This window comes from Cryobacterium glucosi (assembly GCF_004402235.1).
Lineage (GTDB): Bacteria > Actinomycetota > Actinomycetes > Actinomycetales > Microbacteriaceae > Cryobacterium > Cryobacterium glucosi.
Map to the genome: position 1 here is coordinate 1 of NZ_SOFS01000017.1, position 24,189 is coordinate 24,189.

Annotated in this window: 20 protein-coding genes and 1 pseudogene; 15 read left to right on the forward strand and 6 right to left on the reverse strand. The window is 62.6% G+C overall.

Annotated features, from left to right (window positions below):
- Positions 1-701 precede the first annotated feature (701 nt).
- Positions 702-1,130 carry an SRPBCC domain-containing protein gene (locus tag E3O46_RS07350; RefSeq protein WP_166788317.1) on the forward strand — a complete coding sequence of 143 codons (429 nt, stop codon included), beginning with the start codon at positions 702-704 and terminating at the stop codon, positions 1,128-1,130.
- Positions 1,131-1,571: 441 nt separating this feature from the next.
- Positions 1,572-1,727: pseudogene (locus E3O46_RS07355) on the forward strand (IS110 family transposase); the annotation flags it as partial.
- Between the two features lie 21 nt (positions 1,728-1,748).
- On the opposite strand, the gene E3O46_RS07360 reads toward E3O46_RS07355, so the two are convergent.
- Positions 1,749-2,579: an aldo/keto reductase gene (locus E3O46_RS07360; RefSeq protein WP_134446308.1), complete on the reverse strand. Its 831-nt coding sequence runs from the start codon at positions 2,577-2,579 to the stop codon at positions 1,749-1,751.
- A gap of 428 nt (positions 2,580-3,007) precedes the next feature.
- Between E3O46_RS07360 and E3O46_RS07365 the strand changes: the two genes are divergently transcribed.
- The 4 genes from E3O46_RS07365 (at position 3,008) to E3O46_RS07380 (ending at position 8,886) form a co-directional block, all read left to right on the forward strand.
- The gene (locus E3O46_RS07365) at positions 3,008-4,330 is read left to right on the forward strand and encodes an ABC transporter substrate-binding protein (protein ID WP_241987361.1); all 1,323 of its coding nucleotides are present in this window, start codon (positions 3,008-3,010) and stop codon (positions 4,328-4,330) included.
- A 103-nt stretch (positions 4,331-4,433) separates the two neighbouring features.
- Complete coding sequence (locus tag E3O46_RS07370) at positions 4,434-5,318, forward strand: carbohydrate ABC transporter permease (protein ID WP_134561431.1); 885 nt, start codon at positions 4,434-4,436, stop codon at positions 5,316-5,318.
- A 5-nt stretch (positions 5,319-5,323) separates the two neighbouring features.
- A complete protein-coding gene (locus tag E3O46_RS07375) occupies positions 5,324-6,232 on the forward strand; it encodes a carbohydrate ABC transporter permease (RefSeq protein ID WP_134561432.1) in 909 nt (302 codons plus the stop codon).
- Positions 6,233-6,237: 5 nt separating this feature from the next.
- Complete coding sequence (locus E3O46_RS07380; protein ID WP_134561433.1) at positions 6,238-8,886, forward strand: alpha-L-rhamnosidase; 2,649 nt, start codon at positions 6,238-6,240, stop codon at positions 8,884-8,886.
- Positions 8,887-8,953: 67 nt separating this feature from the next.
- On the opposite strand, the gene E3O46_RS07385 is transcribed toward E3O46_RS07380, so the two are convergent.
- Both E3O46_RS07385 and E3O46_RS07390 read right to left on the reverse strand, forming a co-directional pair.
- Positions 8,954-10,006 (reverse strand): LacI family DNA-binding transcriptional regulator, encoded by a 1,053-nt coding sequence (locus tag E3O46_RS07385; RefSeq protein ID WP_134561434.1) that lies wholly within the window; start codon positions 10,004-10,006, stop codon positions 8,954-8,956.
- A gap of 103 nt (positions 10,007-10,109) precedes the next feature.
- The gene (locus tag E3O46_RS07390) at positions 10,110-11,108 is read right to left on the reverse strand and encodes a LacI family DNA-binding transcriptional regulator (protein ID WP_134561435.1); all 999 of its coding nucleotides are present in this window, start codon (positions 11,106-11,108) and stop codon (positions 10,110-10,112) included.
- Positions 11,109-11,235: 127 nt separating this feature from the next.
- Here E3O46_RS07390 and E3O46_RS07395 point away from each other — a divergent pair, with 127 nt between their 5' ends.
- The 6 genes from E3O46_RS07395 to E3O46_RS07420 all read left to right on the forward strand — a co-directional run bounded on the left by E3O46_RS07395 (position 11,236) and on the right by E3O46_RS07420 (position 17,770).
- A complete protein-coding gene (locus E3O46_RS07395) occupies positions 11,236-12,288 on the forward strand; it encodes a family 43 glycosylhydrolase (protein ID WP_134561436.1) in 1,053 nt (350 codons plus the stop codon).
- Positions 12,289-12,688: 400 nt separating this feature from the next.
- On the forward strand, positions 12,689-13,372 hold the full coding sequence (locus E3O46_RS07400; RefSeq protein ID WP_134561437.1) for a TetR/AcrR family transcriptional regulator: 684 nt from the start codon (positions 12,689-12,691) through the stop codon (positions 13,370-13,372).
- Between the two features lie 11 nt (positions 13,373-13,383).
- On the forward strand, positions 13,384-15,147 hold the full coding sequence (locus E3O46_RS07405) for an oleate hydratase (protein ID WP_134561438.1): 1,764 nt from the start codon (positions 13,384-13,386) through the stop codon (positions 15,145-15,147).
- A 240-nt stretch (positions 15,148-15,387) separates the two neighbouring features.
- Entirely contained in the window at positions 15,388-16,578 is a 1,191-nt protein-coding gene (locus E3O46_RS07410) for a CE1758 family FMN-dependent luciferase-like monooxygenase (protein ID WP_134561439.1), read from the forward strand.
- A complete protein-coding gene (locus E3O46_RS07415; protein WP_241975547.1) occupies positions 16,575-17,051 on the forward strand; it encodes a MarR family winged helix-turn-helix transcriptional regulator in 477 nt (158 codons plus the stop codon). Before E3O46_RS07410 ends, E3O46_RS07415 begins: the two co-directional genes overlap by 4 nt.
- Positions 17,048-17,770 (forward strand): CE1759 family FMN reductase, encoded by a 723-nt coding sequence (locus tag E3O46_RS07420; RefSeq protein WP_134446313.1) that lies wholly within the window; start codon positions 17,048-17,050, stop codon positions 17,768-17,770. The genes E3O46_RS07415 and E3O46_RS07420 overlap by 4 nt, the downstream gene beginning before the upstream one ends.
- Before the next feature lie 84 nt (positions 17,771-17,854).
- Here the strand turns inward: E3O46_RS07420 and E3O46_RS07425 are convergent, their stop codons facing one another.
- The 3 genes from E3O46_RS07425 to E3O46_RS07435 all read right to left on the reverse strand — a co-directional run bounded on the left by E3O46_RS07425 (position 17,855) and on the right by E3O46_RS07435 (position 21,847).
- Positions 17,855-19,459 (reverse strand): M1 family metallopeptidase, encoded by a 1,605-nt coding sequence (locus E3O46_RS07425; RefSeq protein ID WP_134561440.1) that lies wholly within the window; start codon positions 19,457-19,459, stop codon positions 17,855-17,857.
- 133 nt (positions 19,460-19,592) lie between these two features.
- Positions 19,593-20,879, reverse strand: coding sequence for a DJ-1/PfpI family protein (locus E3O46_RS07430; RefSeq protein ID WP_166787251.1), 1,287 nt, complete (start codon positions 20,877-20,879; stop codon positions 19,593-19,595).
- Positions 20,880-20,902: 23 nt separating this feature from the next.
- Positions 20,903-21,847 (reverse strand): alpha/beta fold hydrolase, encoded by a 945-nt coding sequence (locus tag E3O46_RS07435; protein ID WP_166787252.1) that lies wholly within the window; start codon positions 21,845-21,847, stop codon positions 20,903-20,905.
- 145 nt (positions 21,848-21,992) lie between these two features.
- On the opposite strand from E3O46_RS07435, the gene E3O46_RS07440 reads away from it, so the two are divergent.
- From E3O46_RS07440 to E3O46_RS07450, 3 genes are all read left to right on the forward strand, one after another.
- Positions 21,993-22,952 carry a GlxA family transcriptional regulator gene (locus E3O46_RS07440; protein ID WP_198413699.1) on the forward strand — a complete coding sequence of 320 codons (960 nt, stop codon included), beginning with the start codon at positions 21,993-21,995 and terminating at the stop codon, positions 22,950-22,952.
- Between the two features lie 102 nt (positions 22,953-23,054).
- Positions 23,055-23,513: a DoxX family protein gene (locus E3O46_RS07445; RefSeq protein WP_134561449.1), complete on the forward strand. Its 459-nt coding sequence runs from the start codon at positions 23,055-23,057 to the stop codon at positions 23,511-23,513.
- 3 nt (positions 23,514-23,516) lie between these two features.
- A complete protein-coding gene (locus tag E3O46_RS07450; protein WP_134561442.1) occupies positions 23,517-24,089 on the forward strand; it encodes a TetR/AcrR family transcriptional regulator in 573 nt (190 codons plus the stop codon).
- The last annotated feature ends 100 nt before the right edge of the window (positions 24,090-24,189 follow it).

The window sequence follows — 24,189 nt, forward strand, 5'->3', positions numbered from 1 at the left end:
ACCGCGCGGACGGCGACCGAAAACTATCTAACTGTCACCGATGTCCTGATACAGGAAGTGTTACCGATGTCCTGATACAGAACTGTCACCCATGTCCAGATACATCACAGAACCTGCTCCCCGCGCCCGTGGCAACATTTTGGCAACATCTGATGGAAATCCGGGTGGACTCGGGCACGTCACTGTGATCGAAAAACGTTGAAATTACGCGGAAGTTGACCTCGATCCGGGCGGCCATTGAGCGCGAGTTTGAGTTCAAATCCCACCGGTACCGCCACAGGGTTGCTCCTGGAACTGCGTGATTCTGTTCCAAGAAATGGTCCCAAAACGAATGGCCTCCGAGGTTTTGGAGGCCATTCGTCGTTTCCGAGGTGGGCTGGGCGCTGATTCGCTCTCGTGGCGGCCGGTGAGTGCGGGTTTGATGAGAACGCGCGGCCACGGATGCCTGAGCGGCCGGTCTTTTGCGCTCGCTACTTGATTCCCCGAGTTCCGGAGATCCCCACGGAGGGAACTCTGATGAGTTGCAGCTCGCGTTCACGCGGTTCTCCCGCCCGTGAACCGATACGCAATCATGGGTACGCTCGATGAGGTGCGTTTGCAGAACTCAGTGACGTGCCGCTCGGCGGCCAATGTCCCGTCGCGCTGGGCTCGAACGTGAAGGAAACACCGTGTCCGATCAAGCAAGAATCAAGGGCCACACTGTGACCCGCACCGTTCGCATCGAGGCTTCGCGCGCGAGCGTCTGGAAGGCGCTGACCGACCCCGAGGTAATGGTCAAGTGGTTCGGAGACGGTGTGGCGTTCGCAGCGCTCGAGCCCGGTGCTACCGGCAGCATCGACTGGGATGACTACGGCAGCTTCCCGATCGAAATCACCGAGGTGGTGCCCGACAGCGCGTTCAGCTTCCGGTGGTCGGGAATCCCTGCCGAAAAGCTCGACGAGTACTCGACGCACGTGCGCTTCACCATCGCCGATGCGGGGACCGGGACGGATGTCACGGTGATCGAATCGGGCTTCGACACACTCCCCGGCGGAACCCTCTACCGTCGCGAACGTCTTGAGCAGAACCGAGAGGGCTGGGACGTCGAACTCGACGAGCTCGCAAACCTACTCGAGGGCGTCACCCAGTAGTCCACGATTACGGGGGAGTCGCTTGACGAGTTGCCCACGTTGCTCGGTCGGTAGAGGATTATTTGGCAGAGCACAGAGGATGTGCCAGAAAACACCGCGAATCTGCCTAGTCATTCAGCAGTCTGTGGGTTGTAGGAACAACCCGCCACAGTCAAACCCTCTGAATCCCTTGGAAACGCTGGGAAGCAGGGTTTTCACTGCCCGGAAATGCTCCGAAATGGCCCCGTGCCCATATTTTGCTCGTTACTTTGTTTGGGTGCCATCAGGTGGGAGCCTGGTGGTGGTGGTGGCCTGCTGTGTCTGGCATGACTAATCTGCTCTGTCATCACTGATCGAATGTGTGTCGCCGCCAGGCACGGGTGGCAGTGTGTGATCGCTTGTAAGGACTAAATCCGGGCCTGTCGCGAGGTCGCCGTAACGTGGCCGTCGAGGCTTACCGCTATTGGTCAGGCCGCCCGCACACTCCCGCACGCGTTGCGGTCCGTTCAACTCGCCGATGAGAAAATCGCCGAGCTGTCGCTTCTCTGTGGCTTCGATGATGATCTGGCCACGCAGGTGAACGCAACCGTGAACCGGGTCCGCGGCCTCCTGACCCAGTCGATGTTGGCTCGACCGGCGCTAGTGGCCCTCAAAGTCAGAGTCAACTCCAGCGCCCTGACTTCCGTCCAGCGCTGAAATTGCGGCTACTTCAGCGAACTCAAGAACGAATTCGAAGACGTCTAGATTTTGCTGCAGCCGTCCAACATTGGCGGATTTCGGGATTGCGATTAGGCCGAGTTCAACATGCCACCGGAGCACGATTTGTGCGGTGGTCTTGTGATACTTTTCCGCCAGAGCCACAATGACGGATTCGGCGAGGAGCGAATTTCCTTGCCCGAGTGGGCTCCACGACGTTGTTGCGATCCCGTGGGTCGCATCATATCTGCGCTCTTCTATTCGGGCGATGTAGGGGTTGAGCTGGATCTGGTTCACCGCTGGGATGACATCAGTTTCCTGACGCAGACGCTCCAGGTGGCTCGCCTTGAAATTCGATACGCCGATGGAACGTGCTAATCCGGAAGCCATGATGTGCTCAAACGTCTTCCACGTCGAGACAAACAGGTCTTCTTCGGGACATGGCCAGTGGATGAGCAATAGGTCCACGTAGTCGGTACCGAGGCGACCAAGCGAATCAGAAATCCCTCTGAGGGCTCGATCGTCGCCCTGATACGTTCCGTCGAGTTTGGTCGTGATGAATAGTTGGTCGCGAGGAAGACCGCAGCTGCGCACGCCATCTCCAACTCCGGTCTCATTGCCGTACTTGAACGCGGTGTCGATGTGCCGATAGCCCAGCTCAACCGCAGCAACGATAACGGGAACGACAGACTCGTCGGTGAGGGGCCAGGTTCCGAGACCCAACTGCGGAATCGTGTGACCGCTGCTGAGCGTCAACAACGGCGCTGTCACGATGCAACCTCCCCTATCTCAATAGTCCTGACGGTATGAGTTCGGTGAGCCAGACGGTGGTGCGCGGTCCTAGCCGAGCAATGGATTGGATTCTCGGGTAAGGCAAGACCTTCGTCGCGATGGTCGAACGATTGTGCCAGCGAACTCGTTTCAATGGCGTCCATGGTTGCTCCTGTCCTGTCCTGATCAGATCTCGCCGAAGCGGGGGTCGAGTTCCCACTCATCATCGGCAGTGCACGCCCGCATTCACCACGAGGATTTGTTGGGGGAGAGTCAATATTGAATCGCTTCAATTTTCCTGTCGGGAGCAATGATGGACCAATCACATGCGGACTGCAATTCGCTCGAACATTGACTTGACGGGCGTTACGCCGGTGATCTAGAGTTCCGTGAAGCGCTTCAAAAGAGGCGTCGCACTTCAAGGAGGAATTGTGATCACAGCATCGATGCGAGCCAAACGGCTTGTGACAACCATTGCGATTGTCGGAGCGGGGGCGCTCGCGTTGAGTGCTTGCTCATCAGGCGGCACTACGGCTGCTGCCGGCGGCCCGGGAAGTGCGACGTTCTCGTACCTGTCCCAGGACACCAACACAACGATCTCGAGCATTCTCACCACCCTGTCCACGAGTGAATGCTCGGCCGCGAACAAGGCCGCCCCCTACTCATTTGAAACGACGCCCGGTGCGGCCATGGATCAGAAGCTTCAGCTCCTTGCCGGACAGGATGCGCTCCCGAGTGCTTTCATGGCTCCCGGAACGCCAGCCCTTGTCCAGCAGTTCATCAAGGGCGGGCAGCTTCAGGAGCTCGGCGCCACACTCAAGACGGCCGGCCTCGACGGCGACATTCTCCCCGCCGCTCGGTCTACGCTCCAGGCGCTGTACAGCACGGACGGGTTGTATGCCCTGCCCACTGAGTTCAACATCGAGGGCATCTGGTACAACAAGAAACTCTTCGCAGACAACAACATCACGGTGCCCGCCACCTGGGATGAGCTGCTGTCGGCGACGGAGACCCTCAAGAGCGCCGGCGTCATCCCGATCTCCGCCGACGGAAAGGACGGCTGGAACGTCAGTCGCTACATCGGTGACTACATCTTCCGCGATCTCGGACCGGACGCGCTGCAGAAGGTGGCCGACGGTACAGCGAAGCTGACCGACCCGGAATACGTGAAGGCCGCCGATGCAGTTGCAGCCCTCGGAAAGAGTGGTGCCTTCGGCGACTCCGTTGGCTCCATCGACTACGACAACTCGTTGAACCAGTTTCTCTCGGGCAAAGCGGCGATGCTCTATATGGGTAGCTGGGCGCTCGCCAATTTCAATGATCCGAAACAGAACACGATTGGAGTCGACAACGTCGGCTTCATGCCTTTCCCCGCTGTGGCAGGCGGGAAAGGAAGCATCGACCAGATCCCCTCAAATGTCGGGGTTCCACTGACTTTCGCGACCAAGGGCTTCGGCACCAACATCGAGGCCTGGCTGAACTGCATCGCTCCGAACTATGGCAACCAGGTACTCAAGGACAAGGGTGTCATCTCGGGGTTCAAGACGACCGAGACTCCAGCAGACCTCCCGGCGCTGACCAAGGGCGTGCAGGACACAATCGCCAACAGCCCCAGCAGCGTCCTCTGGTTTGAGGCTCTGTTCTCGGCTAAGGGCACTTCGGTAGCTCAGACCAACGCCGCCCAACTCGCGACCGGTGGAATGAGCGGTGCGGACTACATGAAGATCGTCCAGGCCGCAAACGAAACGAAGTAGTTTCACACCGGCAGTCACGCATCGGATGTTGCAGGGCCCGGTCGATCCGAGCCCTGCACATCTGCATTTCAACTTCGCCAGAAAGTAAGTTTAAGGACCTCCCATGAACTCCGTCCTCGGAGACAAACGGGCGATCGCCATCCTCTTGGGGCCGGCCTTGCTCGTGTACACCCTTGTCATGCTCGTGCCGATTATCTGGTCCACGGGGTACACCCTGTTCTCCGGCAATGCAGTCACAGGCTTCGAATTCGTCGGAATATCGAATTTCGTGACGTTCTTCACCGATCCCGCGGCTTTTGACGCCGTTGTTTTCACGCTCAAATACGCGATTGTCCTCACGATCGGCCAGATCGCGATCGGCTACCTCCTCTCGCTGCTCTACGTCTTCTGGCTGAAGCGCGCATCCGGCGTTATCCGAACCCTGGTGTTCTTTCCTGTTGTCTTGCCAACCGTGGCCGTCTCGCTGCTCTTCCAACGGCTCTTCGAATCGGCGCCGGCCATCGGACCTGTCAACACGTTTCTGGAAGCGGTGGGGTTGCATTCCGTGGACTGGTTCGGTTCCGCTGGAACCGCATTCTGGGTCATCGTCATGATGGACATCTGGCGCTCCGCCGGCTTCTACGCGGTCTTGTTGTACGCCGGAATCATCGACATCCCGGACGAAATCCTCGAGTCGGCGCGAATTGACGGGGCGACTGGCTGGCAGCTCGTGCGTCAGATCGTGCTCCCCCTGTCTCTCCCGGTCTTGCTGTCTTCGATCATCTTCAGTATCAACGGCACGCTCAAAGTCTTCGATTCCGTGCTCGCCCTGACCAATGGTGGACCCGGCAGTGGAACCACACCTCTCACTTTGTACATGTTTCGCACATCATTCACCTACGCCGACTACGGCTATGGCAGCACGATCGCTTTCATGCTCACGCTCATCTGCCTTGTGGTCACGATATTCATCTTCCGGTCCACGCGCCGCGACGTCACGAAAGGCTGATTGTAATGACCACTACTACAGTCGCACCGGCTCCGATCCGGCAACACGAACCTTCGCGCGTCCGGCGTTCCCCGTCACGTGGTGTCTCCCGTGCGCTCAGGCGTCTTCCCATCCAGATACTGATCGGCCTCCTTCTCGTCGTCGAGATCTACCCGATTGTCTGGCTCGCCATCGGCTCATTCCGCACCCAGTCCGAATTCCTCAATGAACCCTTCTGGGCGTTGCCGGCGAACTTCAACCTCGACAACTACGTGGCGGTGTTCACCACCGGCAACTTCGGGCAGTTCATCCTCAACAGCATCACCGCAGTGTTTCCCGCACTTGCACTCATCATCGTGTTCGGCGTGGCCGCAGGCTTTGCCCTTGAGGTGATGGTGTGGAAAGGACGCGGCGGGGTGCTCCTGCTCTTCCTCGCGGGCATCATGGTGCCGGCGCAGATGATCCTGCTCCCACTGTTCACCGTGTACTACCGCACCAATCTCATGGGCTCACTCTGGCCACTGATCATCACGTACACCGCTATCGGCTTGCCATTGACGGTGTTCATGATGGCAACGTATTTCCGGGCAATCCCACGGGAGATGTTCGAGGCGGCGACCCTTGACGGTGCCAGTGTCCTGCGTTCCTTCTGGTCCGTTGGTTTCCCGATGGTTCGCAATGCGATCTTCACGGTCGGCCTCGTCCAGTTCTTTTTCATCTGGAACGACCTGCTCATCGCGATTACCTTCACGAACAGCAGCAAGCTGCAGACAATCCAGGCAGGACTACTCAACTTCACCGGTGAATACGGTGCTGTCCAATACGGTCCAACTTTTGCGGCGATCTGTGTCAGCGTATTCGGCACACTCGTCATCTATTTGGTACTCAACCAGAGAATTATGCGCGGCCTGTCTGCCGGCAGTGTGAAGGGTTAGTCGACGTGTCAGCAACAATCAGCCAGTTCCGTGCCGAACACCAGCATCGTGCACTCTCACTCGGCACAGCCTCGCCTCGACTTTCCTGGCAGTTGAAGGCTCAGGACGGCGACGCTCAAGAGAGCTACGAAATCCTGATCGTTCGTGCCCACGGCGAGCAGTTCACTACAGGACGTGTCGAAAGCCCCGAGTCGGTCCTTATCGCGTGGCCGGGCGAACCGCTGGCGTCTCGCGAAACGGCTCAAGCCCGGGTGCGCGTATGGACCGAATCGGGTCAAGCCTCCGAGTGGAGCGAGGCGCTTCCTCTCGAAGCGTCCCTGCTCGATCCTCTCGACTGGCGGGTCGATTTCATCAGCCCCTCCGTGACTGCCGACGCCGGTATTCCTCGGCCGGCTTACCTGTTGAGGGCAGAATTCGACGCCCCAGAGGGTGTCGCGCGCGCCAGGATATACGCGACAGCGCATGGTGTCTACGAACTGGAGCTCAATGGCGCTGCGGTCGGCACGGAGCTCTTTGCGCCTGGCTGGACGAGCTACAACCATCGCCTCCGTTTCCAGACGTACGACGTGAGCGCATCAGTGGTGCCCGGTCGAAATGCTCTCGGAGCGTGGCTCGCCGACGGCTGGTACCGCGGTCGGCTGGGCTTCAACGGTGGGTTATGGGACAACTACGGGTCGGATGTTTCCCTCCTTGCGCAGGTAGAGCTCACACTCGAGGACGGCTCCGTGCAGATCGTCCCACTCCAAGAGGCATGGCGATTCACCGAGAGCCCCATCACGGCAGTTGGGCTGTATGAGGGGGAACACTACGATGCGCGCCGTGAGGCCAGCGGCTTCAGCGCGGCGGGATTTGTTGATGACGCCTGGGAACACCCGATCGTCCTCCCCTTGGCGCTCTTTGCAGCAACGCTCGAATCGCCGACCGGCCCACCCGTTCGCGTAACGGAAGAACTTGTTCCCGTATCGACCGACCAACGGACTGATGGTCGCTTGCGGTTCGATTTCGGCCAGAATATTGCCGGCCGGCTCGCGATCCGCGCGTCGGCGGCCCGGGGCACAACCATTACCCTTCACCATGCTGAGGTACTCGCGGACGATGAGCTCGCCACCCGGCCGCTCCGAACGGCGACCGCGGTCGACCGGTATACCTTCAAGGGCGACGGCGTTGAGGAATGGACTCCTCGCTTCACCTACCACGGCTTCCGATTTGCGGAGATCGGCGGATGGGTGGGCGATGCTGAGGGCATTGATGTCCGCGCGCAGGTGACGCATTCGGATATGGAGCGTCGTGGATGGTTTGACTCATCCCACGCGATGCTCAACAAGCTGCACGAGAACACGGTGTGGGGCATGCGCGACAATTTCGTCGACGTGCCAACCGATTGCCCGCAGCGCGATGAGCGGCTCGGGTGGACGGGAGACATTCAAGTCTTCGCTCCCGCGGCATCCTTCCTCTTTGAGACAACGGGTACCCTTTCTGGCTGGCTGAGAGACGTGTGGGCCGAACAAGGCGAAGGCGGTGCGGTCCCGAACTTCGTTCCCTGGATCGAATGTGGTTTCCCAGCGCCGCCCTCGGCGGCATGGGGCGACGCTGCAGTGATCGTCCCGTGGGTGCTCTATGAGCGCACCGGTGACACCAAAGTTCTCTGTGATCAATACCCGAGTATGAAGGCCTGGGTCGACATGATCGAGCGTCTCAGCGGCGGTACAGGACTCTGGAATACCGGATTCCAGCTCGGTGACTGGCTTGATCCTGCCGCGCCCCCGGAGAACCCCGGCGATTCCAAAACAGACAAGTACCTCGTCTCGACCGCGTATTTCGCGCGTTCGACCGATCTGCTCTCAAGGGTTGCCCTGGTGCTCGGTGACACGGACGGGCACCGGGTCTATTCGGCGCTGCACCGAAAGGTCAAGGCTGCTTTCCAAAGGGAATTTGTTTCGGCCTCAGGGCGTGTCGTCAGCGACACTCAAACCGCCATCTCGTTGGCCCTGGTGTTCGATCTGCTCGAGGACAGTGCCCAACGTGAACGGGCAGGAGATCGTCTGGCCGAGCTGGTCGTTGCGGGTGACCATCGAATCCAAACGGGATTCGTCGGTACTCCGATTGTCTGCGATGCGCTGGTGCAGACGGGATCTCTCGATACCGCCTACCATCTGCTGCTTCAGGACAAGTTCCCGTCGTGGCTGTATCCCGTGACAATGGGCGCAACGACTGTGTGGGAGCGCTGGGACAGCCTGCTGCCGTCCGGCGAGCTCAACCCGGGTGAGATGACGTCGTTCAATCACTATGCGCTGGGGGCCGTGATTGATTTCATGCATCGAGTTGTCGCCGGGCTGGCGCCGGCGGCGCCCGGCTATCGGAAGATACTCGTAGCGCCTCAACCTGGCGGCGGTCTGATGAATGCGTCGGCCGTGCACGACACTCCGTACGGGCGAGCGTCCGTGAGCTGGCGGCGCGATGACGGTCGTCTTGTCGTTGTCGCCGAAATACCCAATGGCGTCACAGCGGTCATCCGGTTGCCTCAAGCCGGGTGGATTGATCGTGAAGTCGGTGGCGGGACCCACGTGTTCGACATTGCGTTTCCGGAGCCCCAATTCGATGCCGAACAGCCACGCGTAATCAACCCGCATGCAAACGAAGCAGAGGCGGCCTGACCGAAATTCAGGACCGGTAGCAGGGCGGCGGCCGAGGGCCCGAGTCCCGCTACCGGTCGCTTGGGGGCTATCGACCGATTGTGCTCTCGCGGGCAATCAGCGACGGTTCGAGGATGATCCGTCGATGAGTGTGCGTCTCCGGAGAACGGATTTCCTCAAGCAGGAGCTGCGTCGCCACTCGTCCCATCTCGAATCCCGGCTGACTGAGCGTCGAGATCGGAATATGGCTGTCCCAGGCGGAACGGTTGTTGTCATAGCCGATGAGGGCGATCTGTTCGGGTACTCGAATGTCCGTCTCTGACAAGATCGATTGCATGATCCCGAGAGCGAGAAGGTCGGCCGCTGCAATGATCCCGTCAGGAATCCGAGCACGCGATCGGGAACTGATTGCGTGACCGATTCGACGTCCATCGACGACGGTGACTTCACGTGTCGGAAGGTACTCGAGCCGGACAGCCCCATTGGTTTCAGCGACAGCTCGCTTCGCACCCATGTGCCTGTCATGCACGGGCGTAAGGGTGTCCGGACCGCCCGCGAATACCAGGTTCCGGCGGCCGAGGTCGATCAGATGCTTCGCCGCAAGATAACCACCGTGCTCGTTGTTGGCCATCACGCAACATGAGTCAGCTGCCTCGAGAGAGTCGTTGAGGAGCACCACCCGTCGGTTGTGCGCCTTGGCCGAATCGATCACGAGGAAGCTGTTCGGGATCGGGGCGAGCAAGATGCCGGCGACCCGATCTTCGCTGAATAGGTTCATGTATACGGTCTGCTTCGAATCCTTCAGATCGGAATTGGCCAACAGGACAGTCATTCCCGCTTTCTCCGCTTCGTCCTCAGCGCCGCGGGCCATGTCCAGGAAGAAGGAGTTGCTGAGGTCGATGATGACGAAGCCAATAGTGTTGCTCGTCCCCGCAGCGAGGGCTCGAGCGGCTCGATTCCTGACGAACCCCAACTCATCGATCGCGGCCTGAACCTTGACCCTGGTAGCTTCAGTGACCTTATGCGGCTGGTTGAGCACGTTCGAGACGGTGCCGATAGCGACGCCCGCTCTCTCGGCGACATCACTGATATTCGGCACCGTCGAACGGCCGCCTGGGCCACGGGCATTCTCCGTTGACATGGTGCCCTTTCCGACTTGAGCGACTCCTGACTACAAATTTAGGCCATTGACCAGTCGGCTATATCGCTCGTTGGCCCGTGTCCGGGTGCGCGGCCGGCGAGCACTACGTGCTGGAGCGTCGGATGACCTGATGGGTGGTGGGGAGGCGCAGAACCATCGAAGGACCTCGACCGGCGATGATGCTCACTAGGTTGACAACGGTCTCTCGGACGAAATCACCTAGGTCGGCGTCTACGGACGTCAGCGCGGGGACGCTGAATTGACCCGCTCCTGCATTGTCTGCACCAATCACCGCTACACGAGCGGGTACCGGGACGTTGCGATCGTGAAGAGCCCCGAGCATTGCCAATGCCACATCGTCGTTGAACGCGCAAACCCCCACGCGAGAACTGGACAGAGCTAGGAGCTCATCGACAGCAGCGCGTCCCCCGCTTCGTTCGGCCGGCCATGTAATCGTTGTCGGGGTGCGCGCCCCGGCTGAGCGTGCCGCATGAAGTAAACGTTCCGATCGAAGATGCGAGATGCGCGAGAGCGCAAGCTCCGCGGGAGCTGCATAGACCAGCTCTGTGAAGCCCCGGGCCAGAAGGTGATTGACCTGCGCTGTAGCGACGGCGCTCAGATATTCGTCTCGACCCGGCAGAAGCGGAAGGACCGGAACCGAGAAACCGGATGCGAGAACGTCGAATTCCAGATCATCCACTGTCGGTGCCGTCAGGACGGCGGCGGGAGTGAGCTCACCGACGGGTCGGGCCGTTCCGGCGATCGCCAGCTGCCACACCAGGCTGAATCCTTGAAAAGCCAGTTCAACGGCCAAGTTCTCTACCAGGGTCGCCATTCGCGCATTGGAGCCGCTCGCAGCCGAGGAAAGCAACAGAATCGTCTTGCTCTTGCCGCCGCGGAGGCTACGCGCAGCGGCAGATGGTTGATACCCCAAGCGCTTCGACACCTGAATGACCAATTGCCGAGTGGCAGCAGCAACGGGCGCAGACGGATCCCCATTCAACGCCAGACTGACCGTAGCTCGTGACACGCCGGCCTCGCGTGCAACATCCACGGTGGTAACGCGCCCGCGAGACATGCGCCCGCCCCTGACCTCTTCCATAGCTCGAGGATACCGGCACAAGCCGAGACCGTTTGACACGTGTAGATCTTACCCTCTAGAGTACCAATTGAAACGCTTCACATATTGTGAAGCTGACTTGGCCGCGACAACGAAGGGCGCCCACGCAATGAAGTTCTCTGAGGATGTAATCCGGCCGGGCCGACCGTGGCTCGACACGTCCGGCAACCGGATCCAGGCTCACGGCGGCTCTGTCATTGCAGTCGACGGTGTGTTCTATTGGTACGGCGAGAACAAAGAGTTCACCGTCAATGGCGGCAGCATCTGGCACTGGGGCGTGCGCTGCTACTCGTCGACCGACTTGCATAACTGGGAAGATCGAGGGCTCATCATCCCTCCCGTCGAAGATGATGCAGACTCACCCCTGCATCCGTCGCAGTACCTGGACCGGCCCCACATCATTTACAACGAACAAACCAAGAAGTTCGTGTGCTGGGTCAAGGTAATGACCAAGGGATCAGTCCAGCGCTCCACTGTTCTCGTCGCCGACTCGATCCTCGGCCCCTACGAGATCGTTCGCACGTGGCTGCGCCCGCTGAGCATGAATGCCGGCGACTTCGACCTTGTCGTAGACCCTCACGACGGGAAGGCCTATTGCTACTTTGAGCGCGTGCACTCAGAAATGATTGTCGCCGATCTCACGGACGACTACACCGACGTCACCGGTTACTACTCCACGCATTTTCCTCAACCACAGCCCCCGTTCGTGCGTGAAGCCCCCTCCCACTTTCGGCGAGGGGGGAAGCACTACCTGATTACATCCGGGACGACCGGGTATTACCCGAATCCCTCGGAGGTGGCCGTTGCCCCGAGCTACCACGGGCCGTACTCGATTCTTGGCGATCCGCACCCGTCTGATGAGAGTCACACTTCGTTTCACGCCCAGATTTCGTCAGTCTTCAAGCATCCGGGGAAGAAGGATCTCTACATCGCGCTCGGAGACCGTTGGCTCCCGGGCTACCTGGACGACAGCTCGCGCGCGGTCACCGAATTCACGAAGCACTTCGCTCCTGGAAACGACGGCGACAAGCCAATGGACGAGTTTGCCATGGTCGATACCGCCATCGCCGATTACGTCTGGCTTCCGCTTCGATTCGAAGGCGAGAAGGCCTTCATCGACTGGCGGGATGAATGGAGCGTCGACGAGTTTGAGGACATGTAGTCGGAACGCGGTCTTCTCGTGCGGTCACGCGTGAAGCGTGTGTCGCTCGAATCGCGCAACCGATCGCGTCCACATCTGTCGTGACCGCCACAGTCAAACCCCCTGAATCCCTTGTAGCAACTGGGAATCAGGGGGTTTTTATTGCCTGGATTCGGGGTTTGCCCACATCTGAAGCCTTCTTTGCCTGATTGAGCGCGATTCCCTCATTCACATGAGGCGACGAGTTAAAGCCCACTCGGCCACCCTGATCACCCCCCCCTCGCGGTGTGCGAGTGCGGGGGCCGGGGAGCGTCTCGCGCCGGCTTCAGTGGGCGACGTCGGGGCGCTGGGGGTCCGGCGCGGAGTTGCGCCCGCGCATAAATGAGCGTAGTCATTAATGAGTCAACTCATTGGAGGCGTCATGGTCGGTCTGCCGGAGTACACGGACGCGAAACGTACCCCTTTCCGAGGCCGCCGCGAACGAAGCATGCAGGACAAGCAGTTGCGGATCTTCGCGGCCGCAGCCGCTCTCTTCGCCGAGCGCGGGTTCGACGCGGTGGGGACGCAGGAGATCGCCGAACGCGCCGACGTGGCTGTCGGCACGGTGTTCCGGTACGCCTCGTCCAAGGCTGAGCTGCTGCTCATGGTCTACAACGGCGAACTGCGCGATGCGATCAACACCGGCGTGCGGGCCGCGGCCGTGGCCGCAGACCCGGTCGAATCGGTGAACGCGCTCGTCCAGGCCGTGCTGGAGAGCTCGGCGTGCAACCCTGCCACCGTCGTCGCCTACCAGCGTGAGCTGCTGTTCGGTTCGGCCACCGACGAGCACCGGACCGCGGGCCTCGCGCTCGTCGGCGAGCTCGAGGACGCGATCGCGTCCCGCCTCGCTACGGCGGCCCGGTCAGCCGGGGTCGATGGCGAGCCGGTCCTGCGCGAGGGACAGCGCGCCGCCCGCACAGTCTTCGCGGCGCTGTCGCTCCTGCTCGCTGGGCCGTCCACGGGCGCGCATCCCGGAGCGGACCCCGTCGAAGAGCTTCGAGGGCAGGTCACGCAGATCGTGCGCGGCTTCCTCGCCACGTTGCCATCAACCATCGAAACATACTAAGGAGACTGACTATGTATTACAGCAGCGGCACTATGGAGGCGTTCGCGCGTCCCCGCAAGCCTGAAGGGGTCGAGAACAAGACCGCGTGGTTCGTCGGCGCCGGCCTGGCGTCGATGGCCTCGGCGGCGTTCATGATCCGCGACGGACAGATGGACGGGTCGAAGATCACCATCCTCGAACGGCTGAAGCTGCCCGGCGGGGCTCTGGACGGGATCGATGAGCCCAAGAAGGGCTTCGTGATCCGCGGCGGCCGTGAGGTGGACGACCACTACGAGTGCCTGTGGGACCTGTACCGCTCGATCCCCTCGATCGAGGTCGACGGCGCTTCTGTGCTCGACGAGTTCTACTGGCTGAACAAGGACGACCCGAACTTCTCGCTGCAGCGGGCCACCGTCGAGCAGGGCAAGGACGCCGGCACCGGCACCCTCTTCACTCTCTCGAAGCAGGCGCAGAAGGAGCTCACCGGGCTCTTCCTGGCCACCCGTGAGTCGCTGGAGAACAAGCGGATCAACGAGGTCTTCGGCACGGAGTTCTTCGCCAGCAACTTCTGGATGTACTGGCGCACCATGTTCGCCTTCGAGGAGTGGCACTCTGCGCTGGAGATGAAGTTGTACGTGCACCGCTTCGTCCACCACATCAGCGGCATGCCGGACTTCGCCAACGTGCGGTTCTTCAAGTACAACCAGTACGAGTCGATGGTGCTGCCGCTGTACCGATGGCTGCTCGACCAGGGAGTGACGTTCCAGTTCGACACCGAGGTCACCGACATCGACTTCGCGATCACGGCCGACCGAAAGCAGGCCACCGCGATCCACTGGATCCGCGAGGGTGTCGTCGGTGGCGTCGAGCTCGGCGAGAACGACCTGGTGCTCGCCACCATCGGCTCTCTCACCGAGAACTCCGACAACGGCGACCAGCACACCGCGGCGAAGCTCGACGAGGGACCGGCCCCGGCCTGGGACCTCTGGCGGCGGTTGGCCGCCAAGGACCCGTCATTCGGGCACCCGGACGTGTTCGGCGCACACATCCAGGAGAGCAAGTGGCAGTCGGCCACCGTCACCACGCTCGACACGCGCATCCCCGCCTACATCGAGAAGATCGCCAAGCGTTCGCCGTTCGGCGGCAAGACCGTCACCGGAGGGATCGTCACGGCCCAGGACTCCGCCTGGCTGCTCAGCTGGACAGTCAACCGCCAGCCGCACTTCAAGAAGCAACCCGAGGACCAGATTGTGGTCTGGGTGTACTCGCTATTGGTCGACGTCCCCGGCGACTACGTGAAGAAGTCGATGCAGGAATGCACCGGCGAGGAGATCACCCAGGAGTGGCTTTACCACATGGGTGTCCCCGTGGCCGACATCCCCGAGCTCGCGGCGAATGGTGCCACCTGCGTGCCGGTGATGATGCCCTACGTCACGGCGTTCTTCATGCCCCGGCAGGCGGGTGACCGGCCCGACGTGGTCCCGGCCGGCGCCGTCAACTTCGCGTTCCTCGGCCAGTTCGCCGAGACACCCTCCCGGGACACGATCTTCACCATCGAGTACTCGGTGCGCACCGCGATGGAGGCGACCTACCAACTGCTCGGCATCGACAGAGGCGTGCCGGAGGTCTTCAACTCCACCTACGACGTGCGTACGCTGCTCGCCGCCGCCAGCCTGCTGCGTGACGGCAAGGAGATCGAGGTGCCCGGCTCAGCCATGGTCCGTGATCTGCTGATGAAGCAGATCAAGAACACCGAGATCGGCGAGCTGCTGAAGGAGTACGGCCTGCTGACCTGACCGAGCCGGCGAACCATGCGCGGGGCCCGGGACACGACGTCCCGGGCCCCGTCGCGTTGGCCGATCTGGGGCTCATTGACGAGCACGAGTTCGTTGTTCAGCCGGTCCGTGCGCACCCAAGATACACAACTGGGAATGTATTTGGCGGATGAGCGGTTACAGTCATCGTTACGCAGAACATACATAACCAGTCATGCAGTCAAACCGCTCGGCTCCCCGGGCAGAGGAAAGGAACCGACGATGCAGTTCGGCATCTTCGCGGTCAGCGATATCACCCAGGATCCCACCACCGGATACACGCCCAGCGAGGCCGAGCGCATCGAAGCGTCGGTGAAGATCGCCGTCAAGGCTGAGGAAGTCGGCCTCGACGTCTTCGCGATGGGCGAGCACCACAACGCCCCGTTCTTCTCCTCATCGCCCGTGACCCTGCTCGCTCACATCGCGGCGCTCACCCACCGGATCATCCTGTCGACGTCGACGACCCTGATCACGACCAACGACCCGGTGCGCATCGCCGAGGAATACGCGATGGCCCAGCATCTGGCCAAGGGCCGTCTGGACATCACCCTCGGCCGCGGCAACACCGTCCCCGTCTACCCGTGGTTCGGCAAGGACATTCGTCAGGGATTGCCGCTTGCCCTGGAAAACTACAACCTGTTGCACCGCCTGTGGTCCGAGGACGTCGTCGACTGGGAGGGAACGTTCCGCACTCCGCTCCAGGGATTCACCTCGACCCCGCGGCCTCTGGATGACGTGGCCCCGTTCGTCTGGCACGGCTCCATTCGCACCCCCGAGATCGCGGAGCAGGCGGCGTACTACGGCAATGGCTTCTTCGCGAACAACCTGTTCGCGCCCAACGGCCATTTCAAGCCGCTCGTCGACTTCTACCGCAAGCGCTTCGCCCACTACGGCCACGGCACGGAGGAACAGGCCATCGTCGGTCTCGGCGGTCAGGCCTTCATCGCCCACCGCTCCCAGGACGCCTTCGACGCCTACCGTCCCTACTTCAACAGCGCTCCCGTCTACGATCACAGCAACTCCCTCGAGCAGTGGGCCGAGGCTTCACCGCTCAGTGTCGGCAGCCCGCAGCAGATCATCGACAAGACGCTCGAGTTCCGTGACATGTTCGGCGACTACCAGCGCCAGTTGTGGCTGATGGACCACGCCGGGCTCCCGTTGGGGATGGTGCTCGACCAGCTCGAACTCCTCGGTTCCGAAGTCGTCCCCGTGCTCCGCAAGGAAATGGCCGCACGCCGGTCTCCCGGCGCCGCAGAGGCGCCCACCCACGAGAGCCGGGTCCGGGCGAAGTACGGCGATGCCGAACCGCGCCAGCCCCGCCCGAACGCCAACCGCGGCGACAACGTCACCGGCACGTCGCCCTACCAGGACAGCGACCCCGAGCGTCCCGCCAACTACCCTGTGCTGCTGTGAGCAGCGAGACCCGGTTGGCCAACGAAGCCTGGGAAGCGATGTTTCGGGCCCAGGTGGCGCTCCTCCGCACATTCGGCGCAGACGACGTCTGGATCGAGGTCTCCCAGAACGAATACGACGTGCTCTATACCCTGTCCAAGTCGGCCAACGGGATGAGCATGGTCGAGATCAACCGCGGCATCCTGATGACCCAGGCCGGCATCTCCCGCCTCGTCGCCCGACTCGAGACACGCGGACTTCTCGAACGCTGCGCGGACGATCACGATCGCCGGGCCGTCCGGATGATCCTCACACCCGAAGGCGCCCGCATTCAGAAAGTCGTCGGCCGTCGCCACGCGTCGGCCATCACATCAACCATGACCCGAGCCCTCAGCCGCGAGCAGCTGGAGCAGCTGCGCGACATCTCGCGCACGATCACGTCCGTGATCCACCCCACGCACACCGACCACGAAAGCCCGCGAATCCACGCATGAGCACCACAGCCCAGAACCTCTCCGATACCCCTGATGAGCCGCGGCGCATCGTCATCGTCAACGCAGGCACCAGCGACCCTTCCTCGTCACGGATGCTCGCAGATCGGATTGCGCAGAAGACCATCGATCAACTTGGTGCCCAGGGCATCCCGGCATCGGTCAGGCTGATCGATCTCGGCCCACTCGCCGGGGAGGTCGCGCACGCCATCGTGTCCGGGTTTCCCGAGGGCAAGCTCCTCGACGCCGTGCACCAGCTCGCCGCTGCCGACGGAGTGATCGTGGCCACGCCTGTCTACAAGGCCGGGATGAGTGGCCTGCTCAAGTCGTTCGTTGACATCCTCGACAACGACCTCCTGATCGCCAAGCCCCTCGTGCTCTCCGCAACAGCGGGCACGGCGCGCCACGCCCTCGTCATCGACGACCAGCTGCGCTCCCTGTTCGCGTTCATGCGATCGCTCACGACGCCGACCTCGGTCTTCGCAGCACCGGAGGACTGGGCAGACCCCTCTCTGCTCGGCAGGATCGAACGGGCGGCGAACGAACTGTCCGCCATGATCGCGACCGGCATCAGCGCCGCCATCACCGGCAAGATCTGGGACAAGTATCAGCATTCCTTCGGCAGCAATGCCCGCCCCGATGGAGCTGCTGCCGAGTTCAATTTCGACACCGACCTGATGCGCCTCGCGACCGGCGGCAGCTCAATCGCGGCACGCAGCTGACGGCGTGGGCCCGTGACGCGCGCCGAGAGCACTACGCGGCACCGGCGCACGGATAGGGTCAGGGCGAGGAATCACTCTCGTTGGTCAACGAGCGTCTTTGTGACCATTCTTGAGGTCGGATGCGGCGGGCCCCTGGTACGCGTTGTTCGGGCCCGCCGAGGGCTCTGCCTGCAGTTGCGCCGTTGCCGGGCGGACGCCTTGACGCAGCCACTCGTTGAAGAAGGTGGTGAGCGATTGGCCTGACGTCTTCTCCATCACGGCTTCGAAGTCTGCCGTGGTCGCCGTGGAGCCCTTGTACCGGTTCAACCACAAGCGGGCGCCCGCGAAGAACGCCTTGTCGCCGACCTTCGCGCGCAACGCCTGCAGTGCGGCCGCTCCCCGCAGGTACACCGGTGCCGCGAAGAGTTCGTCGCGACCGGGGTCTGCGATGTTGAGCGTCCAGCCGTTGTTCGCGTCCAGGTATGACACCGCGTCGGCAAACTGCGCAGGAATCGTTGCGGTGCCTTGATGTTCAGCCCACAGCCATTCGATGTAGGTGGCCCAGCCTTCGTTGAGCCAGATGTCCTTCCAATCGGAGGGCGTCACCGAATCGCCGAACCATTGGTGTCCGAGTTCATGGACCACTGTGGATTCGTCCGCGACCTGTGAGTAGACGGGCCGGGTTTGAGTCTCCAGGGCGTAGTCGACTGAATCGTCGTCGACAATCGCGCCGAACGACTCGAACGGGTACCGCCCGAACGTGCCATCGAGGAAGGCGATCATCTGGGGCTGAAGCGCGAGTGACGCCTTCGTCTCCGCGAGGCCCGGGCCCGTTACGCCGGTGTCGATGGCATTGACGATCGGGAGTCCGTGTGGGCCCTTATCGGTGGCCAGGGTGAAGTCGCCGACCGTTGCCGTCGACAGGTAGCTGGACATCGGGTCCGTAGCTTCCCACGACCAGGTGGTCCACCCGGCTTTGGTCCGTGGCCGGCCGTCGGTCAGACCATTCGCAATGGCCGTCTTTCCGGCCGGCACCGTGATGTGGAACGAATACGTGGCCTTGTCTTGAGGGTCGTCGTTCACGGGATACCAGGTCGAGGCTCCATCGGGCTCGTTGACCACCATCGCGCCATCCGCAGTCGTGACCCACCCATAGAGGGCCCCGGTCGTGTCGAGCGGACGCCCCGTGCTTCCCCCGTACTCGACGATGATCGTTGTGGACTGTCCCTCCCTGAGCTTCGGCAGCAGACCGACGGTGAGCTCCCAGTACCGATTCGCGTCGTCCTGCTTCTGTGACCACTCGGCGCTGCCGGTGCCCGGCGATTTCCCGTGCGCCGCCGCCTTGCCGTCCACGCGGACCGACGTGACGTCGAGACCGCGCAAATCGAAGTTGAGCGACTGCAGGTTCTGCTTCGCGCGGAGTGTGATGGTCGCGACGCCACTGAGCTTTCCCACGAGTGCAGCGGGGTCCGTCGGCGGCGCATAGCGCAGGGCGAGGTCGTAGTGCAGCACGTCGTAGCCGCCGTTGCCGTCGTAAGGAAAGTACGGGTCGCCGCTCCCGGGAGCCCCGGCCGTGTAGGCGACGCCGTCTGTGCTTGCTGTGCCCGGGTGCGTACTGAGGGCCGCAGCGCTTCCCGCCCCGATGGAAGTGAGTGCCAGCACGGACAGCCCCGCGACGGCGGCGGTGTGGAGCCTTCTGAATGACTGCACGGAACATCTCCTTTGATGGACGGACCAGCGGCGCTCACGTGTCAACCTACTTCGGTCGCGCACAAGCGGCTAGCGTGATTCACCGGAATGGCCGGTCGCTCCGGCTGTGCATCGTCAGGCGCGCTGTGGAATATCAGGCGAGAGCCCTCCTGCGGCGTCGGACGAAGCCGAGGATGATGGCGGGCAGCATTCCGACGCCGAGCGCAAGCAGGAGGCCGAGAACCAGTAGCAGGGAAGTGCGTGCTTGCGCGATCAGCGGTGCCCTCTCCTGTCTGACCCGATCGAGGGGGTACTCGATCATCTTGGACACGGACTGGACGACCGACGAACTGCTGCTCCTCGACAGTTGTTCGAAGGCGGCGTCGAAGCCCTGCGGGCTTCCTGGTGCACCGAGTTCGCCGGCAACCACCGTGCTCGTCGCGCCATCGAGAACCGAGGTCTTCACGACGAGGCCGTGCTTGGTCGTGACGAACCCTTTCGCCGACAGGGCGGAGGTGGTGGCACCTTGCGAGTAGCCATAGACCTCGAAGAGTGCAGCAGCATCGATCTCCTCGACGCCGTCTTTCAGCTCGACGGCAACCCTCGGTCGCCCCCACGGGAAGGCCGTGTTCATGAGGAAGGCAGCGTCTTCGAACCCAAAATTCTTGACGGGCATCTCCGTCGGGCCACCCAATTTCCAGCCTGGGTAGCCGATGGATTCGCCGACCCGGTTGGCTTCCGTGTCACCTGCCATGTCGGCGATGACTTTGAGAGAGCCGGGGATGCCGGAGGTCACGCCACCGGTAGTGGTCACGCGGCCGTCCTGGACGTAGCGCTGTCCGGTGACCCAGGAAACTTCGGGGTTCGAAGTCCTGAGCGCGGCGATTCGGGACCAATGGGACGTCGCGCGAAGCCCATCGAGGACTCCGGAGGCGGCGAGCAGCCGGGAGCCCGCACAAATTCCGAGGATGCGGGCGCCCGCGTTGTACTGGTTGACGATGAACTCGCGCGCCGCGGCCTCCTCGGGCCCGGCAGGACTATTCACGGCCGGCACCACGACCAGGTCAGGCGTGGGTGCGGCACCCGCCGCCACCTCGCCAAAAGTGTGGGTCGGCACGACCCATATACCGCCGTCGACGACCGCCGGGGCGGCGGAGGCGGCAATCGTGTAGACGAAGAAGTCGGGTGAACTGGCCAGAACGTCATAGGGCGCGAGAACGTCGGCAGTGTCGGATCCGGACCGGCCGAGAACGACCGCAACGACGAACTGACCAGGGAGCGGCACGGCGCCAGGCCCAGGGGGTGGCGCCCCGATGCTTGCCGCGGAGGCCGTCTCAGCGCCCGATTGGGACAACCCGGTGACCGCGATGGCCGCGAAGGCGGTGATAGTGAGGGTGGTGGCGAGTGTGATGCTGCCGATTCGGCGGGCGATTCGTGACACGACGATCTCCTGGTGAGCGGGGGTTAGCGGCTGAGGTGGGAAAGGAACTCGGAGATGATCCGGGCAAGCGCCGGGGACTGTGTCCAATGCAAGTAGTGGCTTCCTTCGAGCACGGTGATTTCGTGTGTGGTGACGTTCTCGAGTTCGGCCTCGTGGTTCGGCAACCACTGGGGCATCGTCCGAACGCTGTCGCTCGAGAGGATCTCGAGCACCGGCAGGTCCGTGGCGAACGGCTGCATCGCGGCTTTGGTCGAGTTGGCGCCGATGCGGCTCCATTCGTCGGAGACCGACGCGTTGCCGTAGTTCCAGTTGGTCATCACGGCGATGCGGTGCCGCTCCTCCGCCGTATAGGCAGACCCTGGAGGCTGAACCAGGTCGGGGGCGATCGTCGTGACGAGGCGGAAGAGCCCGGTCGCGGCCTGCATGCTCTCGACGGTCGAGGGTGCACCCTCATCAAGAGACGACGACAGGGCGGGGGTGGGGTCGACGCCAACGATCGCCATCACCTCGTCCGGGTAGGCGTTCGCGTAGAAGCGGGCGTAGATGCCGCCGACTGAATGGCCGACCAGGATCACCGGCTCATCTACCCGAAGCTTGGCCAGGACCTCGTGCAGCTCGCGGGTGATGTTCTCGACGGTGCGATCGCTGACGTTGAGGTCGCTGTAGCCGTAGCCGAAGCCCTCGACCACGATGACGTTGAACGCGTTCAGCTGGCGGATGAGCGGGGCGAAGTCGATTGCCGGTGCCGGCGTCCCATACCCGCTGAGGAGCACCATCGTCGGCCCGGTCCCGCCGTTGCGGTAGACATTGATGTCGCCGGCGTCGATGGCGACCTTTTCCCCATACGGCACGAGGTCGGCGTGTTCCGAGGTATTGAGTGCCCCATTGACGGTCGTCGAGACGGCCGTGAGAGCCAGGACGACAGCGAGGCCGATGCCGGCGGCGCGTGCGATTCTGGGGAAGTTCATGTCAGGCTCCATTCGGATTCGGGAGGTAGGGGAGTCGCGGATTCGCCGCGCCCACGTCGTGTTTGTGGATATGACTTCACGGTAGGGTTCGGTTGTCGGCCCACCTAGGACACGCTGTTGACGATCTCGGCCACGGAGGAAGACAGTGAGCGAACCACGCATCGTGATCGTCGGGTTCCCGTCCGTACAGATCCTCGACGTGACCGGGCCTCTTGAGGTGTTTTCCACCGCCTCACGATTCCTGCCGATCGTTCGGTACGCCACGGAACTCGTGAGTACCGATGGCGGGCCGGTGCTATCGACGAGCGGCCTCGAATTCGCGACGGGACCGATCGATGCAGTGGCCGGAAACATCGACACTCTCGTGGTCGCCGGAGGCCGGGACATGGAGGAAGCCGCAGGCGATCCGAGGCTGGTCGACAGCATCCGGCGGCTGGCGTTGGTCTCGCGGCGGGTCGCATCCGTGTGCTCAGGCGCGTTTCTGCTCGGTGCCGCGGGCCTTCTGGACGGTCGCCGCGCGACCACCCACTGGGCCGAGTGCGAGGTGCTTGGGCGGGCCTACCCGGAGGTCACGGTCGACCCCGATGCCATCTATGTGCAGGACGGCAACGTCTGGACCTCGGCCGGCGTCACGGCCGGAATCGACCTGGCCTTGGCGTTGGTTGCCGACGACCATGGCCGCAAGGCCGCTGCGACCGTAGCGCGGCGCCTTGTCGTGTACCTCCGCCGCTCGGGCGGCCAGGCGCAGTTCTCAGCGCTGCTGGCCGCACAGTCCGCGAACGACGAGCCCATCCGTGACGTGTTGGCATGGCTCCCTGACAACCTCACCGCCGATCTCTCCATCTCCGGTATGGCCACTCGCGCCCACCTCTCGGAGCGCCAGTTCAGTCGTGTGTTCAAGTCCGAGGTAGGCGTCACGCCGGCCGAGCATGTCGAGGCGATACGGATGGAGGCAGCGTGCAGCCTCCTCGAGACGACGATGCTGACAGTGGAGGAGATCGCGCGAGCATGCGGATTCGGCACCCCTGAAACCATGAATCGAGCGTTCCGGCGCCGCCTCAACACCACCCCTACCAACCATCGAGATCACTTCGGGTCAGACTGACCGTGCCAGGTCGCTTACATTGACCGAGTGGTCATTGACCGCGCGATCAATGTAGAGTCGGAGCATCGCTTCTCCCTCGCACGTCCCCACGAAAGCCGCAGCATGAACCTCCTCGCACCTCAGAAGAAGCGCACGACCGTGCTTCGCACCGTCTTCAGGATGGCGCTGGGAGCCTTCCTCCTGCTCGCGGGCATCAGCCATCTCACCGTGAACCGGGAGGCCTTCCTCGCCCAGGTGCCCACCTGGCTGCCGATCGCAGGGGACTTCGTTGTCCTGGCTTCTGGCGTCGTCGAGATCGTCCTCGGCGCTTCCCTGCTGGCCCTCGGCCGGTACCGGGTGCAGGTCGGTTGGATCGTAGCGGCGTTCTTCGTCGTCATCTTCCCGGGAAACATCTCGCAGCTGGCGACGCACACCGATTCCTTCGGGCTGAACACCGATCTCGAGCGCAGCGTCCGGCTGCTGTTCCAGCCCGTGCTGGTGTTGTGGGCGCTCTGGTCCTCTGGATCCTGGCTGGCGTTGCGTCGGTATCGCGCCTCCCGGCGCACCGGGGAAGACGCCTGATCGATGGGCGGCCCCAAGAAGCCCGAACAGGAGCGCTGCGACGCGATCCTTGCCGCGGCGTATGAGATCGCCCTCGCCGAGGGTCTCGATGCCGTCACCGCACGTCGGGTGGCCACCGCGGCCGGCATCTCGACGGGCCTCGTGTTCTTCCACTTCCAGTCGAAAGACGGTCTGCTGGAGGCGTTGCTCGGCGTGCTGCTCGACGGCACGCTCGACGCCCTGTCCGACTCCGGCCTGGCCCGGCTGGAGCCGTGGGACCGCCTGGAGCGGATGATCCGGGTCGAGCTGGAGCGACTGGTGGAGTACCACGATGCGGTCGAACTGATCTTCGCTTTCTACTTCTCCCGACGTGACGACTTGTTCCGCGCCCGCATCGAATCAAGCTTCGGACGCTACCTCGCGGCGTTCTCGCCGGTCTGTCGTGAGGTCGCCGCCGGGACCCGTATCCAGGGTGACGAGCTCGCGGCGACGGTGGTCGCCCTGGTCCAGGGTGCCTTGATCCAGGCGATTCGCAACCCGGAGACCTTCAACCCGGAGTCGATCCTCGCGACGCTCCGCGCGGTGCGCCCGGCCTGATCGGACCGGCCAGAGCGCGTGGTCCGGGCTGGTGGGCTGCGCCGCCCTTAACGAACGGATCGCCTGACCGCAAGCGGCCAGGCGATCCGTTCTCAGGTTC